Here is a 14,397-nt window from a genome sequence, read left to right on the forward strand (position 1 = left end):
CCTTGCTGCTGGCGGTAACGAGTGATACCCATCACGGCGATAAGACTAGTAACCTTCCCTCCCTTCTTTTGAAAGAGCTTGAGAAGAGGAAACCCGATCTCATCCTCCACGCGGGTGATGTAACCTCGGCGGAGCTCCTCGAGAGGCTTGAATCAATTGCCCCGACGATAGCGGTGAAGGGCAACGCCGACCACCTTGGACTGCCCGAGGAGGAGATGGTTGACACCGGAAACGTCAGAATAGGCCTCCTCCACGGGCACCAGTTCTTCTCCCTTAACGCCCAGTTCTTAACCCTGAAGGCCCTCGACATGGGTGTTGACGTGCTCATCTTCGGCCACACTCACCGGTTCTACCACGAGGCCTACTCCCTCCACGGGGAACGGGTTACCCTCCTCAATCCCGGCTCACCGACGTTTCCCAGGATGGATCGGCCGGGTTTCGCACTCCTCAAAACCGGTGGAAATACGATGGGCGTGGAGAGAATAACCTTCTGGTGAGGGGGAGAAAAGCCAAGAAAAGGGGCCATCAGCTCTTGATGGCGAGCTTGATGTCCTCGGCCTTAACGGTCTTCCTGCCAGCATGGTGGGCAAGGGCGACAGCCTTCTTGGCGATCTCGATGGCCTTCTCCTCGAGGTGCTCGGCGAGAACCTTGGCTGCCTCCTCGCTGACGCGGGCGGCGCCGGCCTTTCTTATAAGCCTGTCAACCGGGGCAATTGGCAACTCAGCCATTTTCCCAACCTCCTAAACGTTGTTTTGCAGGTATCTGCGTTCTATTTTAGGAGCAAAGGCCTATATAAACTTTTCGGAAACCGGGCCCTCTGGCGCCGATAATAGGTCTCTTTTGGGCGATGGATGGAGAAAACTATCCAAGTTGGTGTTGTGACCTTTGATCATCGGAACGCCAGTTCGAGAGAGGAGTTTCAACAACGATATTCTCCGGGTCGCGAGCGTCGGTGTTTCGGGGGAACGGTGCAGTTCCCGGAGGTGTACCACAGACTTTTTATAGTGCTCCCTCCCAACTCTTCCCATCTGGAGGTGTGCACATGGTGGAGAAGTTCGACAGAATATATGACTACTATGTAAACAGGGACTATGAGCCCAACAAAAAGAGGGACGTTGTTGCCGTCTTCCGTGTGACGCCCGCCAAGGGCTACACGATCGAGCAGGCGGCAGGTGCCGTCGCCGCGGAGAGCTCGACGGGAACATGGACGACCCTGTATCCCTGGTACGAGGAGGAGCGCTGGGCCGACCTCTCGGCCAAGGCCTACGACTTCGTTGACATGGGGGACGGAAGCTGGATAGTCAGAATCGCGTATCCGCTTCACATCTTCGAGGACTTCAACATGCCCGGTTTCCTCGCGAGCATCGCCGGCAACGTCTTCGGTATGAAGCGCGTCGAGTGGCTTCGCCTTGAGGACATCTATCTCCCCGAGAAGTTCCTCAGGGACTACCCAGGACCGGCCTTCGGTATTGAAGGTGTGAGGAAGAAACTCGAAATCTACGACAGGCCCCTCTACGGTGTCGTTCCAAAGCCAAAGGTTGGCTACTCACCGGAGGAGCTCTACAGGTTAGCCCTCGACCTCTACACAGGTGGAGCCGACTACCTCAAGGACGATGAGAACCTCACGAGCCCCTGGTACAACCGCTTCGAGGAGCGCGTTAAGGTCGTTACCAAGGCAATGGAGAAGGCAGAAAACGAGACCGGCGAGAAGAAGACCTGGTTTGCAAACATAACCGCTCCCGTTCTGGAAATGGAGAGGAGGCTCGAACTCCTGGCCGACTACGGCGTTCCGCATGCAATGGTTGACGTTGTTGTCCTCGGCTGGGGCGTTCTAGATTATATCCGCGAACTGGCTGAGGACTACGATATAGCCCTTCACGCCCACAGGGCGATGCACGCGGCATTTGACAGGAACCCCTACCACGGCATCTCGATGTTCGTTTTAGCCAAGCTCTACCGCGTCATCGGCGTTGACCAGCTCCACGTTGGAACCGCCGGTGCAGGAAAGCTCGAGGGAAGCAAGTGGGAGGTCATCCAGTACAAGAGGATAATCACCGAGAGCCACTACGTCCCCGATGAGAACGACGTCTTCCACATGGAGCAGAAGTTCTACCACATAAAGCCCGTCTTCCCGACGAGCTCCGGTGGCCTTCACCCCGGCAACATCCAGCCCGTCATAGAAGCCCTCGGAAAGGACATAGTGCTCCAGCTCGGCGGTGGAACCATGGGTCACCCCGATGGACCCAAGGCCGGAGCGATGGCGGTGAGACAGGCGATAGAGGCCATAATGAAAGGGATACCCCTCGACGAGTACGCGAAGACCCATAAAGAGCTCGCCCGCGCCCTCGAGAAGTGGGGCCACGTTACACCTGTCTGACTTTTCTTCCACCTTTTCCGGTTTTGAGAACATCGAACCCCAGTTTTTTCAGTTTCCAGACTATCTCCAGAGGGAAGCCGACGACGTTGTAGTAGTCCCCTTTTATCCACTCCACGAAGAGGCCGCCCCTCCCCTGTATGCCGTAGGCTCCAGCCTTGTCCATCGGCTCACCGATCTTCACGTACTCCCTTATCAGGTCGTCGTCAAGCTCGCGGAACTTCACCTCTGTGACGACGGTTCCGCAGTGCTCTTCACCCCTGTGGATTATGCAGTAGCCCGTTGTGACCCTGTGCACTCTTCCACTCAGGAGTCTGAGCATTCTAACGGCATCTTCCTCGCTCTCCGGCTTGCCGAGGATTCTACCATCTACACTGACAACTGTATCAGCGCCTATCACAGTCCCACCGGTTCTGTCGTAAACGTCCCGGGCCTTCCTGCGGGCAAGCTCGAGGGCGTACTCCCCGGGGTCGCGCCTTGAGCATCGCTCATCGATCTCGCTGGGAATAACATAGAACTCCTCGATGAAACGGGAGAGGACTTCCCTCCTTCGCGGACTGGCCGAGGCCAGGATAAGGGGCATCAGGAGAGGCACCCCTCAATTTCGCTGATTACCTCTTCAACGTCCCTCTCGAACTCGAAGACCCTGTGGACGTTGCCCCTGATCGGCGGACAGTTCTCCTCTGCCCCCCTCATCCTGACGTGGACGATGGCCTTCTTTCCGCCTTTTTCGAGGGTGTACTTCCGGTAGAGGATGTCGCAGTCGTCGCCCTCAAGGTCTTCAGCCGAAACCGTGAACCTGTCCCGCAGGATCCTGTCGAGGCCATTGAGTATCTCCATCGCTATGTCGTAGCTCCTGTCTTCGATGACTATCGGAACGCAGAGGTGCTCGATGTTGTGCTTGCCCAACCTGTGGAAGGTCTCGGGGATGATAACGACGTCGTACCTCATCGGGATCACCGGTGGAGAATAGGCGGGAGGGTTAAAAAGTTGTCCTTTATTCCTTCCCGCTTCCAAGTTTGGATTCGAGCTCCTTGACCCTCTCTTCCAGCTTCCCCATCTCCACCGAAACTGCAAGCAGGAGGAATGCCAAAACCACCAACGCCAGCCAGAGCAGGAGAATGCCCGTCGTCCTGTACTCAAAAGCCCCATACGCCAGCATGGCGGCGGCAATCAGGAGGGCAAACAGGGCTGATAAGTCCCGGACGAGCTTCATTCCCCGGCCTCCCTGAGTTTCTTCCTCATCTCCACAATCTCTGAGTAGAGGTCGTCAACCTCACCCCTCAGGGCCTCAAGCTGACCGCCGATTTCCATCAGCGCTATTCCCAGTATTACGAAGGAGAGCAGCAGGAGGAGGGGATGGAGAAGGGAGAGAAGCGCTGCGATTATCACCCCGAACCCGAGTGTACTGACCCTAACCATCGTTGGCACGTCCCTTCAGTTCATAATGGCCTCCCGGGGCTTCCTATGGAATGGGAGCCCGCGTTACTATGTGAGAAAAGAAAGGCGAAAACCATAAAACGTTTTCGATCAGGGGGAGGCCCAGATCTCCATACCTGCCTCGATGAGCCTTTTAAGTTCCTTCCCTATCGGAGTGTTCTTGCTCACCTTGACGAGGCCCTTCTTGCTGGGTGTGGCGGTAAAGATGTACTGCTCGCCGCCGTAGAACCTGAGGGGCTTTTTGGCGTAGTCGGGTGAAACGCGGAGCACTATCGTTTTCTTCTTCTCCTCGACCTCCACTGGGATTTTCTCCTTAGGCTTCTCCGCCTCGCGCTCGGCGAAGCTTTTGACGTCAATGCTTATCCCGATCTTCTTCTCCATTTCAGTTATCCTCTTCCCCTTCTTGCCGATTATCGCCGGGATGTCCAACTCGTCGGCGTATATCACAGCTTTGTGGGGGCTGACTATCTCGACCTCCGTGTAAACGTCCGGGAGGAACTTCTTGATCTCCTGTTTTAGTCTTCTCTCGGCGAGCTTCAGGGCGGGGGCCTTCTCTTCCCTCTTTACGGGGACGACGCTTATTTCCTCGCCGTAGGTGTATATCTCGTACTCAAGTTCACCCGTCTCGAAGTCCCGAACCTCTATAACGGGCCTCGCGAGATCCTCCTCCTTCATCCCGCTCGGCACCTTGACGAGGTATTCAAGCGTTAGGACTTTGGCAACGTTTCCTGCCTTGATGAACAGAACCGTGTCGACAATCTGGGGTATCATTCCAAGCTCGACCCTTCCAATGAAGCGCTGAACGGCATCGATCGGCTTCGTCGCGTGGACCACTCCGACCATTCCGACGCCAGCGAGCCTTAAGTCCGAGTAGATCTTGAAGTCGCCGGTTTTCCTCATCTCGTCGTATATCGTGTAGTCGGGTCTCACGAGGAGGAGTATGTCGCCGGTAAGGTCCATCCTCCCGTTCAAAGCGGTGTACTGGGTTATCTCCTCGCTCACCTGCAGATCCCTTGGTTTCTCCATTGTTTTAACTATCCTGCCCATGCTCGCGTACCACTCGGCCAAAGCCTGAGCGAAGGTCGTCTTTCCTTCACCGGGGGCACCCGCGATAAGGATTCCCTCTGCCTTGTTTTTGAGCCTCTCCAGGAGCCTCTCGCTCAGGTTGTAGTCGTCAATACTCAGCTTGGCTATGGGTCTAACGGCGGTTATCTCTATCCTGTCCGCAAAGGGGGGCTTCGCTATAACGATGCGGTAGTTCCTGAGCTGTACGACGGCCGCTCCCGGTTCGTCCATCTCTATGAAGCTCTCGGGATCGCGTCTGGCCCTCTCAACTATGTCATCGGCTATCTCGTGGAGCTCCTCATCGGTGAGGGGCTCGTCCCTGAGGGGGACCAGTTTCCACTCGCCGGGCTTCCCCTTCTTGGCGAGGGGCCTTACACCGGCCTTCAGGTGAACGCTCATAGTTGTTTCGTCGAAGAAGTCCTCGAGGCGGTGCCTGACCTCCTTCTTGGCCGTGAGGTAGATCACGTCAATGCCCTTGGCTATCGCGATATCGCGCTGCACCTGGTCACCGGTGATGAGGGTCGCGCTCAGTGTTCGGGCGGCTTCCCTCACCATGTGGTCTATCTCACCGGCCTTGGCACGTCGGATCTGCCAGAGTTCGGGCCTTTCGCCGTAGAACTCCAGGACGATCTCTCCCCTGTCGGCCATGTCACGGAGTTTTTTCAGCTCCTCGAGGCCAACGTGGCCTATCGCCTTTCCCTCGTTGGCCTGGTGCTCTATCTCCGCAACAACTGCCTCCGGAACTACGACCTTCACCTTCTCCTCGAGCGTTGACAGGAACTGCGTCAGCCTGCCGTCCACTATAACGCTTGTGTCCGGAACGAATACCCTCATCTTCCTCACCTCATGGTATAGAGGGCACTCAGGCTAAAGGTTCATAAAGGTTTATGCCCCATAACCATCGGGGATTGGAATGGGACGACTCGTATCGGTTGCCTCCGGCAAGGGGGGAACCGGGAAGACCACGACGACCGCGAACCTCTCGATAGCACTGGGGAAGATGGGATTCAAGGTCTGCGCGGTTGATGCGGATCTAACGATGGCCAATCTCAGCCTCGTGATGGGAATAGACGATGCGGACGTTACGATACACGACGTTCTGGCGGGAAAGGCCAGCATAGAGAACGCGATATACTCCACCACCTATGAGAACGTCCACCTCGTTCCCGCGGCTATAGACTGGGAGCACGTGGTGATGGCGGATCCCAGAAAGCTCCCCGGGACGATAAAGCCGCTCAAGAACAGGTTCGATTTCGTGCTCATAGACTCCCCTGCGGGGCTTCAGATGGACGCGATGAACGCGATGCTCAGCGGCGAGGAGGTTCTCCTGGTTACCAACCCCGAGATATCATGCATAACCGACACTATGAAGGTGGGCATAGTCCTCAGAAAGGCAGGTCTAGCGGTCCTCGGCTTCGTTCTGAACCGCTACGGCAGGAGCGAGAACGACATTCCCCCGGACGTGGCGGAGGAGGTTATGGAGGTTCCCCTCCTGGCCGTCATCCCGGAGGATCCGGCCGTCAGGGAGGCCACGCTGGAGGGCGTTCCCGTCGTCGAGTACCGGCCCAACTCCGAGGGGGCGAGGGCCTTCATGGGGCTGGCCGAGATGATAACCAGGATAGCCGGACTCAAGGCGAGGGTGATGCGCTAGCCCCGGTTCATTTTTCTTTCCACCCCCTGAACGTCCGTTCAGATGAAGTCCCCGCCCGTGATAACCACGCCACCTCGAAAGCGACAAGCCTTTTCTGGGCTGAGATCTACACCTGTCGGTGAGAGGGATGTGCCTCATAGCCGGTGGAATTGGCTCAAATCTCAGGGAAAGGTTCATACGGATGATACTGGCCGGTAAACACAGGGGGCCGGACAGCTTCGGCGTCTGGACCGATGGAGGCGTGCTCAAATCGAAGGATTTCTCCGACGTTTACAGGATACCCGATGGGAGTATCGGGATTCTCCAGTGCAGACTGGCGATGACGGGTTCGAAGGCCTTCACACAGCCCTTCGTCAACGAGTTCTCCCTGGTTCACAACGGTGAGGTTTACAACCACCGGGAGCTGAGGGCTTTTCTGGAGGGCAGGGGGCTCTCCTTTGAGAGCGATGTGGACAGCGAGGTCATACTGAGGCTTCTTGAGTACCTCATCGGGAAGGGCCTCGGCCTTCGGGGGGCGGTTCGGAGGGCCATGGGGATGCTCGAAGGCGACTACGCGGTGGCGTTCTCCGACGGGAAGGTTATCCACCTCTTCCGAGACCCCGTGGGAGTAAGGCCCCTCTACTACTCGCCCGGCGGATTCTTCGCGAGCGAAAAAAAGGTCCTCTGGGCGATAGGGGAGGAGGCAGTACCAGTAAAGCCCGGCGAACTCGTCACGATATCGCGTAAAGGGATTGAAGCGACACGGGTCTTTTCCCTGGAGGAGTTGAGGAGGAGACCCCTCACGGGAGAGCGTGCGTTGAAATCCGTTTCAAAGACCCTGGATTGTACCGTTAGACGCAGGGTGGGATCCAGGACCGGCGTCCTCTTCTCTGGGGGGCTGGACAGCTCGCTGGTGGCGTTTTTGGCGTCGAAATATTCGGACGTTGTCCTCTACACCGCTGGAGCAGAGGGGAGTCCCGACCTCGAGTGGGCGAGGAAGGCAGCCGACAAACTCGGACTGCCGCTGAGGGAGTACGTCTTCGACATTGACGATGTTGAGGAGGCTGTTCCGAGGGTAGTCTTCGCGATTGAGGAACCGAATCCTATGAACCTCGCGATAGGAGTTCCCCTCTACTTCGCGACGAAACTCGCGGGGGACGACGGTGTTAAGGTTCTCCTCAGCGGTCAGGGGGCGGACGAGCTCTTCGGGGGCTACGCGAAGTACCTGAAACAGCCCGAACTCATGGAGAAGGACATTTTTGAGCTCGCGGAGAGGAATCTCGCGAGGGACGATAAGATAGCGATGCTCAACTCGGTCGAGGGACGTTTTCCCTTCCTAGGCCTCCCGGTGATCTCTGCGGCCCTCAACATTCCGCCAGAACTCAAGCTAGAAGGGGGGATCCGAAAGGCCATCCTGAGGAGGACTGCCCTGGAGCTCGGCCTCCCCCGGGAACTGGCGATGAGGGAGAAGAAGGCGGCCCAGTATGGAAGCCACAGCCAGAAACTCCTCGAAAGACTCGCCAGGAGGGAGGGACTGACGCTTCGTGAATACGCGGAAAGAGTCTTCCGGGAGGTGTTTGAACGGGCCTGAACCCTCCTGAACGTTCCCTAATGGTCGGCCCCTCAAAGGAGACCTCTGAAGTTCCCTGCCGGCGGGGAGATTAACCGGACCGAACGGTTTCGTGAAAAAGCCTTAAATATGCCTCCCGGTATCCATAGGCGGTGGGAAAAAGTGCTGAGAACAACGGGCATCGCGCTGGTCATCCTCCTCACCCTTGCACTCGTTCCTCCATCAGCCGGTACCGGCGGTGGAACCGTGATCCTGGTCACCGACAACGAGGCGGATCTGGCGATGGCCCGCTGCGTTGCCTCGCTCCTCAACGCTTCCCTCGTAGTGAGTCCCTGGGGAACCTACGATCCATCGGTGAGCGCAGAGATCCTGGCCCTTAACCCGGAATGGGTCATCGTCATAGGCGGCCCGGTGGCGGTTCCGCCTGACTACACCGTTGACTTCGATGACTTTGGGATTGCCCACGAGCGCTGGTACGGAGAAACGAGGTACGAAACCAACCTGGCAATCGTGGAGAATCTGAAAAAAACCTTTCCGGGTGAGTTTGAGAGGGTGAGGTCCGTCTTCGTGGTCAACGGGAGGGACGGTCTGGCCCTCAGGGAGCTCATTCGCCAGGGGGTTACGGGATTTGTAGTGCTGACCGATTCGGGAAGGGTGAACGAATCGCTGAAGATCCTCTGGGAGTTTGAAAAGCTGGAGAACCTTACCTACGTGGGGACCTTTGAGAATGGACGGTTCATCTTTACCCTCGATGAGAGATGGCTCGATGACTTCGTGAGAAAAAGACCGGGAGTCAGGATCTGGAGAAAGGGGATCCCCCCCTCTGCGGAAAACACGAGGGAAATTCTACTCTCGGTCCAGAACAGAACGGAGAGGGCCGAAAAACTGCTCGACGGACTCAGGATACCCGCTGCCCGTAGAGGACTTGAGATGGCCAGGGAACTCCTGGAGAGAGCCTGGAGAGAATATTACCTGGGAAACTACGGAAAGGCCTATCGGCTCGGGATGATGGCGGAGTGGCGCGCGGATTTCGTGATAGCTAGGTCCTACCTGGAGCTGATGACGGTTTACCAGGGATCGGCCAGGCTCAGGCTCGAGAGAAGGCTTCGCAGGTTCGAGGTGATGGTTGGGGTTCTAAAGAAGAGGGGTTACGACGTGAGCGACGTTGAGGAACTCCTCCGGAGGGCTAGGGAGGCCCTTGAGCGGGGAGATTATTCCCTGCTCCTCAACGACCTGATACCCAGGATCAGGATGGAGCTGGCTATGAAGACCCGGGGAAGGATGGGTCATTCCTGGAGAAGGAGACCATAACCCTTTTTTAATCCCCCGCCAATTTTTCCCGGTCGAGATGAGGCTCCTGCTAGTTGGACACTACCCGCCCCACGGAGGGGGTGTTTCCCGGCACCTCGACAACCTCGTCGGGGAGCTCAGGAAGAGGCACGAGGTTCACGTTCTAACCTACGGTCCGGTGGAACCCAGGGACTTCGAGGTGGATCTGGTTCACCAGGTTCGCGTTCTTCCGGTTTACGGCCTGCGGGGAACGGGCTTCGCTTTCCTCGGGGCAAGAAAGATAATTGCGCTCCACAGGAGGTTTGAGTTCGACCTGGTTCACGCCCACTTCGTTGGAACCACCAGCTACGCGGGGGCTCTTGCGAAGAAAAAACTCGGTTTGCCCCTGGTCATCACGGCCCACGGGAGCGATCTGGAACACACGGCGAGGCTAACCCTCGGTCGCTTTTACGTGGGGGAAAGCCTCAGGGAGGCCGACGCGGTGATAGCTGTTAGCCACCACCTCGGAAGGCTGGCGCGCTTCCTGGGTGCCGGGAGGGTTGAGGTCATCCCGAACGGGGTGGGGGGGATGGAGGAGATAAAAGCGGAGAGGCGTTTCATAACGTTCGTGGGGGCCCTCCGGGACTACAAGTCCCCCGAAACCTTCCTCCAGCTCGCGAGGTACTTTCCTGGTGAGGAGTTTCTCGTCGTTGGTGACGGCCCCCTGAGGGAATGGCTCGAAGCCAGGGCTCCGGACAACGTCCACTTCCTCGGGTACAGGAGGGACATCAACGGGATTCTCTCGGCGAGCAGGCTCCTGGTTCTCCCCTCTCTGCGGGAGGGTTTCGGTCTCGTCGTGCTGGAGGCCAATTCACTGGGAGTGCCCGCCGTTGGAAGGCGTAGGGGTGCGATACCCGAACTCATAAGGGAGGGTAAGAACGGGCTGACCTTTGAAGACTTCGAAGAGCTTCTGGATGCTGTGAAAAGGCTTCTTGAACCTAAGGCCAACAGGAAAACCGGTAAAACCGGGCGGAACGTGGCGGCCCTCTACTCCTGGAAGGCCGTCGCGGAAAAAGTTGAACGACTCTACCGGTCCCTCATGGAATAGCTTTTTTAACGGCCCCTTCGGGTTTTTGGTGGGGTGAGGGTATGACCATAGTGATAAACATGCGAGACGGTGTTGATGGGAGAAAAATCGGGGTGGCTGGGAGGCTCATCCTCGGGGGTGGACTGGTCGCCTTCCCCACCGAGACGGTCTACGGTCTGGGCGCCGATGCCCTAAACGAGGAGGCGGTGAGGAGGATCTTCAGGGCCAAGGGTCGGCCCGCGGACAATCCTCTCATAGTCCACATAGCGGACTTCAGCGATCTAAAGCTCCTTGCCCGGGAGATACCCGAGGAGGCAAGGCTTTTGGCCAGGAAATTCTGGCCCGGCCCCCTGACCCTGGTCCTTCCCAAAAGCGAGAAGGTACCGTCGGTTACCACAGGAGGGCTTGACACGGTGGCGGTCAGAATGCCGGCCCACGAGATAGCCCTGGCCCTTATACGGGCCAGCAGGCCGGTAGCGGCACCCTCCGCCAACATAAGCGGGAGGCCGAGCCCGACACTGGCAAAGCACGTGGTGGACGATTTCTATGGGAAGATAGAGGCCATCATAGATGGGGGAGAGACGCGGGTGGGTGTGGAGTCAACGGTGCTGGACCTGAGCTCTGAGCGGCCCACCCTTCTGAGGCCCGGGGGCCTTCCCCTCGAGGAGATCGAGAGGGTCATCGGCCCCGTGGAGATCCATCCCGCGGTTAGGGGGAAGGCCACTGACCTGGCAAGGGCCCCGGGAATGAAGTACCGGCACTACTCTCCGAACGCCAGGGTCATTGTGGTTGAGGGACCGAGGGAGAGGGTGAGAAAAAAGATCAGGGAGCTGGTGGATGAGTACAGGAAGGGGAACCACCGCGTTGGGGTCATGGCGACCGAGGAGTTTGAGGCGGACGAGTTCTTCTACCTGGGGCAAACCGTTGAGGAGGTGGCCAGAAACCTTTTCAAGGCCCTGAGGGAGCTCGACGAAAGGGGGGTTGACGTTATAATCGCCGAGGGCGTTGAGGAGAAGGGCCTGGGTCTTGCCGTCATGAACAGGCTCAGAAAAGCCTCCGGCTATCACGTGATCAGGGCGTAGACAAACGCTTAAATATCCCGTTGATAAAAGTGACCAGGTCGTGAAGGGGATATAATCAAATGGGGTGAGGGATTTGGTGACAGCAATGGGACCCGAAGATCTCGAAGAACTTGCGATAAAGAGGATTAACGAGGGAAAGCTGAAGGAGGGACTCAAGCTACTGCTCCGGGCCGCGAGGGAATACGAGGAGAGAAAGCAGTATCCTGACGCCGCCAGGCTCTACAAGTACCTGGGATACCTGCTGCTGGAGAAAACGGGGCTTGACAAAGCCAGACCCTCCCTCCTAAAGGCAGCTTACCTGTACATTCACCTCATCGAGGAGGAGTTGTCGAAGCCGGAGGTTGATCTCGATTCCCTGGATGAATACTGCTTCAACGTTCTCGAGATCTTTGCGACCCTGGGTGATGGTAAGAACCTCGTGAAGTACGCCCAGGAGTTCGCGGCAATCTACGAGGACCTCGGCGACTCCTATCAGGAGGGTTCGGAGCTTGAGATGGCCATACGCTCCTACGAGTCGGCCTACCGGTATTACCGCCTCGTGGACAGCGTCGAGGCATACAGACGCATGGCCGAAAAGCTCATAACCCTCTACGGACAGGTTGCCGAAATAAGACTCGAGAAGGGAGACGTTAAAGGGGCCGCGGAGGCCTTCTATCGCCTGGCGTACTTCATACTGGCCATCTTCGGCTATGATATCCACTTCATAGAAATGATGGACACCGCTGGCAAGAACTTTGAGAAGGCCAGCAAGATAGCCTACTCCAACGGCGATCTGGACGAAACCACGAGCAATTTAGTCAGGGCCCAGTACTCCTATCTCCTCGCCAAGAACTTCAACCGCTCGAAGCTGATAGGCATAAACACAGCCAGGATGCTCTACCAGGTGATAAGCGCCCACCGCTCCAGGGGAGAAAACGACAGGGCGGCCCTGAAACTCGTGGAGCTCAGCGAGGCTCTGATAGGCGTTGGTAAGATGGACGAGGCCATGGAAACATACAAGAGCGCCCTTGACTACGGTGGCGAGCTGGCCTTCCGGGTGAGGATAAGGCTCGCCGTCCTGAAGAGGCACGCAGCCCAGAACAGCTCTGAGGAAATCGCGGGGGATATCGAGAACGTAGAGTATTACCTCAACAGAAACAAGGTTGTCAAGGCCCTGGAACTCGCTGAGAAGGCAATGGAAAGGGAGGAACTGGGTGGAATACTCGAAAAGATACACGAGGCGGAGGGCGTCTACTAGCTCACTGGCTCTTTACCTCAACCCTCGGGATCGGGATGTGGTACGGGAGGCGCATCTCCTTCGCCAGGAGCATTAGCAGGGGCGAGACCTCCTTAGTAATGAAGTTCACGACCTCCGCGAAGGTTATCGGGTCTATCTTTTTCTCGTCCTCCCAGAGGTTGAGGATCTCGTCTATCTTCTCCTTTTGTGGAGGCAGGTAAAGTATCGCACCCTCTATCACTCCCCTGGCGATCTGGGGGTTGTAGTCAATCTCGTAGCTGAAGAGTATCTCCACACCATTCATTTTTCCGGTGGGGGTTCTTATCTCTCCGAGGCGCATTTCCCTTACCTTGGGCGTGAGCCTCACCTCTATCTGCCCCTGAACCGGGGCAAGGCTGAGCTTCTCCACTTCGACCTTGGTTATGTTGAATCCGAGTACCGGCATTTTCTTTCACCACACCAACTTCACGGGGCCATATAAAACGCTATCGGTAGGTCTTTAAACTTCCCCCTGAACTCCAGTTGATGCCCAGGGAGAAGATAGTCAGAATATGGGACGAGGTGGAGGTGGTTTATCCCCCAAAGAGGTGGCGCTACCTGTGGGAGAAGCGCGAGAAAGCGCTGAAGATAATGGAGAGGTTAGCCCAGTTCGATCCGCTCCTCTACGGGAGCGTTGCCAGGGGAGACGTCAGGCGGGACAGTGACATCGACATCTTTATCCCTGTGAGGATTCCGAGCTACCTCATCGAGCTGGCCCTTGAGGACCTCATACGGAGGAGAAAGATCGTCATGGCAACTCCCTGGCACCTCATCAAGGGCGTCATTGAGATTGACGAGGAGACAACCGTCACCTTCCCCCTCATCGAGCCCAATGACAGGGAGCTTGACTTCTACCGCTGGGGAGGTGCTATAGACCTCTGGGGCGTCAAAACGAAGGAGCGCGTTCCCGGGGTGAACAAGAAGCTCATCCTCATCGTCCCGACGGAGAGGGGCCACATCGAGCGCGAGGTCATTGGTAGGGAGAGCGAGGTCGCGAAAACCCTCGGGGTGAGCGTTGAGGTCGTTACGGAGCGCGTCCACGTGCTCACGAGGAGGGATAGAATCGGGAGGACAGGGATATACATAAACGAAGAAGTCCCGGACTGGATGAGCTTCGAGGAAGCGCTTAAAACGATAGCCGACCGCGACCCAAACGTGAGGAGGAAGGTTAGGGAGAGGGGAGGGGTTTAGCAACCCTTATAACCAGATTTGGTCAAAGCGGTTCAAAAGAAAGCCTGTTTATGAGCTTCTATCCCTGTTCAAGTTTCTCGACACGAACGAATTCGTGTATATTTCCAGGAGATTGGTCGATGAATACGGTCTCCTTCCCAATGATGCGATGATTGCCGAGGCGGCCCTCTTCCACAAACTTGAGTGCAGAACAACACTCCAATGAGAGATTCTGGAAAGGGTTAAAAGGGAAAGAAAACTCAGTCCTCACAACAGCGCTCCTTCATGCTCGCCGGCAGGATCTCCTTGAAGCCGGTGTACTTCCAAAGCGCCCTCGGGAGCTTTACAATGCCTTCCTCCGTCTGGTGGTTCTCGAGGATAGCTACGATAGCCCTCGACGTGGCTATCGCCGTTGAGTTGAGCGTGTGGACGAACTTCGGCTTCTCGTGGGTTT

The 14,397-nt window shown here is 57.0% G+C and carries 17 protein-coding genes and 1 pseudogene; 10 read left to right on the forward strand and 8 right to left on the reverse strand.

The genetic code is table 11. The annotated features are described in order from the left end of the window. Positions 1-2 precede the first annotated feature (2 nt). Positions 3-497, forward strand: a complete 495-nt coding sequence (locus tag MV985_RS03955; protein WP_297463009.1) for a metallophosphoesterase — start codon at positions 3-5, stop codon at positions 495-497. Positions 498-525: 28 nt separating this feature from the next. On the opposite strand, the gene hpkB is transcribed toward MV985_RS03955, so the two are convergent. Further along, the gene (hpkB, locus tag MV985_RS03960; RefSeq protein WP_297463024.1) at positions 526-729 is read right to left on the reverse strand and encodes an archaeal histone HpkB; all 204 of its coding nucleotides are present in this window, start codon (positions 727-729) and stop codon (positions 526-528) included. Between the two features lie 314 nt (positions 730-1,043). Here hpkB and rbcL point away from each other — a divergent pair, with 314 nt between their 5' ends. Next, entirely contained in the window at positions 1,044-2,378 is a 1,335-nt protein-coding gene (rbcL, locus tag MV985_RS03965; protein ID WP_297463036.1) for a type III ribulose-bisphosphate carboxylase, read from the forward strand. On the opposite strand, the gene MV985_RS03970 is transcribed toward rbcL, so the two are convergent. The 5 genes from MV985_RS03970 to MV985_RS03990 all read right to left on the reverse strand — a co-directional run bounded on the left by MV985_RS03970 (position 2,365) and on the right by MV985_RS03990 (position 5,714). Further along, complete coding sequence (locus MV985_RS03970) at positions 2,365-2,958, reverse strand: Maf-like protein (RefSeq protein ID WP_297463045.1); 594 nt, start codon at positions 2,956-2,958, stop codon at positions 2,365-2,367. The genes rbcL and MV985_RS03970 overlap by 14 nt on opposite strands. Continuing rightward, positions 2,958-3,326 carry a hypothetical protein gene (locus MV985_RS03975; RefSeq protein ID WP_297463235.1) on the reverse strand — a complete coding sequence of 123 codons (369 nt, stop codon included), beginning with the start codon at positions 3,324-3,326 and terminating at the stop codon, positions 2,958-2,960. Before MV985_RS03975 ends, MV985_RS03970 begins: the two co-directional genes overlap by 1 nt. A gap of 46 nt (positions 3,327-3,372) precedes the next feature. Continuing rightward, on the reverse strand, positions 3,373-3,591 hold the full coding sequence (locus MV985_RS03980; protein WP_297463055.1) for a hypothetical protein: 219 nt from the start codon (positions 3,589-3,591) through the stop codon (positions 3,373-3,375). Further along, a complete protein-coding gene (locus MV985_RS03985; RefSeq protein ID WP_297463062.1) occupies positions 3,588-3,797 on the reverse strand; it encodes a hypothetical protein in 210 nt (69 codons plus the stop codon). The genes MV985_RS03980 and MV985_RS03985 overlap by 4 nt, the downstream gene beginning before the upstream one ends. A gap of 108 nt (positions 3,798-3,905) precedes the next feature. Further along, positions 3,906-5,714 (reverse strand): PINc/VapC family ATPase, encoded by a 1,809-nt coding sequence (locus MV985_RS03990; RefSeq protein ID WP_297463072.1) that lies wholly within the window; start codon positions 5,712-5,714, stop codon positions 3,906-3,908. A gap of 79 nt (positions 5,715-5,793) precedes the next feature. On the opposite strand from MV985_RS03990, the gene minD reads away from it, so the two are divergent. From minD to MV985_RS04020, 6 genes are all read left to right on the forward strand, one after another. Beyond that, a complete protein-coding gene (minD, locus tag MV985_RS03995) occupies positions 5,794-6,531 on the forward strand; it encodes a cell division ATPase MinD (RefSeq protein WP_297463096.1) in 738 nt (245 codons plus the stop codon). A 127-nt stretch (positions 6,532-6,658) separates the two neighbouring features. Next, positions 6,659-8,101, forward strand: a complete 1,443-nt coding sequence (asnB, locus tag MV985_RS04000) for an asparagine synthase (glutamine-hydrolyzing) (RefSeq protein ID WP_297463236.1) — start codon at positions 6,659-6,661, stop codon at positions 8,099-8,101. A gap of 141 nt (positions 8,102-8,242) precedes the next feature. Further along, a complete protein-coding gene (locus tag MV985_RS04005) occupies positions 8,243-9,391 on the forward strand; it encodes a hypothetical protein (RefSeq protein ID WP_297463104.1) in 1,149 nt (382 codons plus the stop codon). Between the two features lie 37 nt (positions 9,392-9,428). Beyond that, entirely contained in the window at positions 9,429-10,457 is a 1,029-nt protein-coding gene (locus MV985_RS04010; protein ID WP_297463116.1) for a glycosyltransferase family 4 protein, read from the forward strand. A gap of 41 nt (positions 10,458-10,498) precedes the next feature. Then, the gene (locus tag MV985_RS04015; protein ID WP_297463144.1) at positions 10,499-11,518 is read left to right on the forward strand and encodes an L-threonylcarbamoyladenylate synthase; all 1,020 of its coding nucleotides are present in this window, start codon (positions 10,499-10,501) and stop codon (positions 11,516-11,518) included. An 85-nt stretch (positions 11,519-11,603) separates the two neighbouring features. After that, positions 11,604-12,755: a hypothetical protein gene (locus tag MV985_RS04020; RefSeq protein WP_366085176.1), complete on the forward strand. Its 1,152-nt coding sequence runs from the start codon at positions 11,604-11,606 to the stop codon at positions 12,753-12,755. 1 nt (position 12,756) lies between these two features. Here the strand turns inward: MV985_RS04020 and MV985_RS04025 are convergent, their stop codons facing one another. After that, positions 12,757-13,179, reverse strand: coding sequence for a hypothetical protein (locus MV985_RS04025; protein WP_297463171.1), 423 nt, complete (start codon positions 13,177-13,179; stop codon positions 12,757-12,759). Positions 13,180-13,259: 80 nt separating this feature from the next. Between MV985_RS04025 and MV985_RS04030 the strand changes: the two genes are divergently transcribed. Continuing rightward, complete coding sequence (locus tag MV985_RS04030) at positions 13,260-13,964, forward strand: nucleotidyltransferase domain-containing protein (RefSeq protein ID WP_297463181.1); 705 nt, start codon at positions 13,260-13,262, stop codon at positions 13,962-13,964. A 64-nt stretch (positions 13,965-14,028) separates the two neighbouring features. Next, a complete protein-coding gene (locus tag MV985_RS04035) occupies positions 14,029-14,169 on the forward strand; it encodes a hypothetical protein (protein WP_297463240.1) in 141 nt (46 codons plus the stop codon). Between the two features lie 34 nt (positions 14,170-14,203). On the opposite strand, the pseudogene MV985_RS04040 reads toward MV985_RS04035, so the two are convergent. Next, positions 14,204-14,397: pseudogene (locus MV985_RS04040) on the reverse strand (serine--tRNA ligase); the annotation flags it as partial.

Source organism: Thermococcus sp., assembly GCF_027012695.1.
Classification (GTDB): Archaea; Methanobacteriota_B; Thermococci; order Thermococcales; family Thermococcaceae; genus Thermococcus.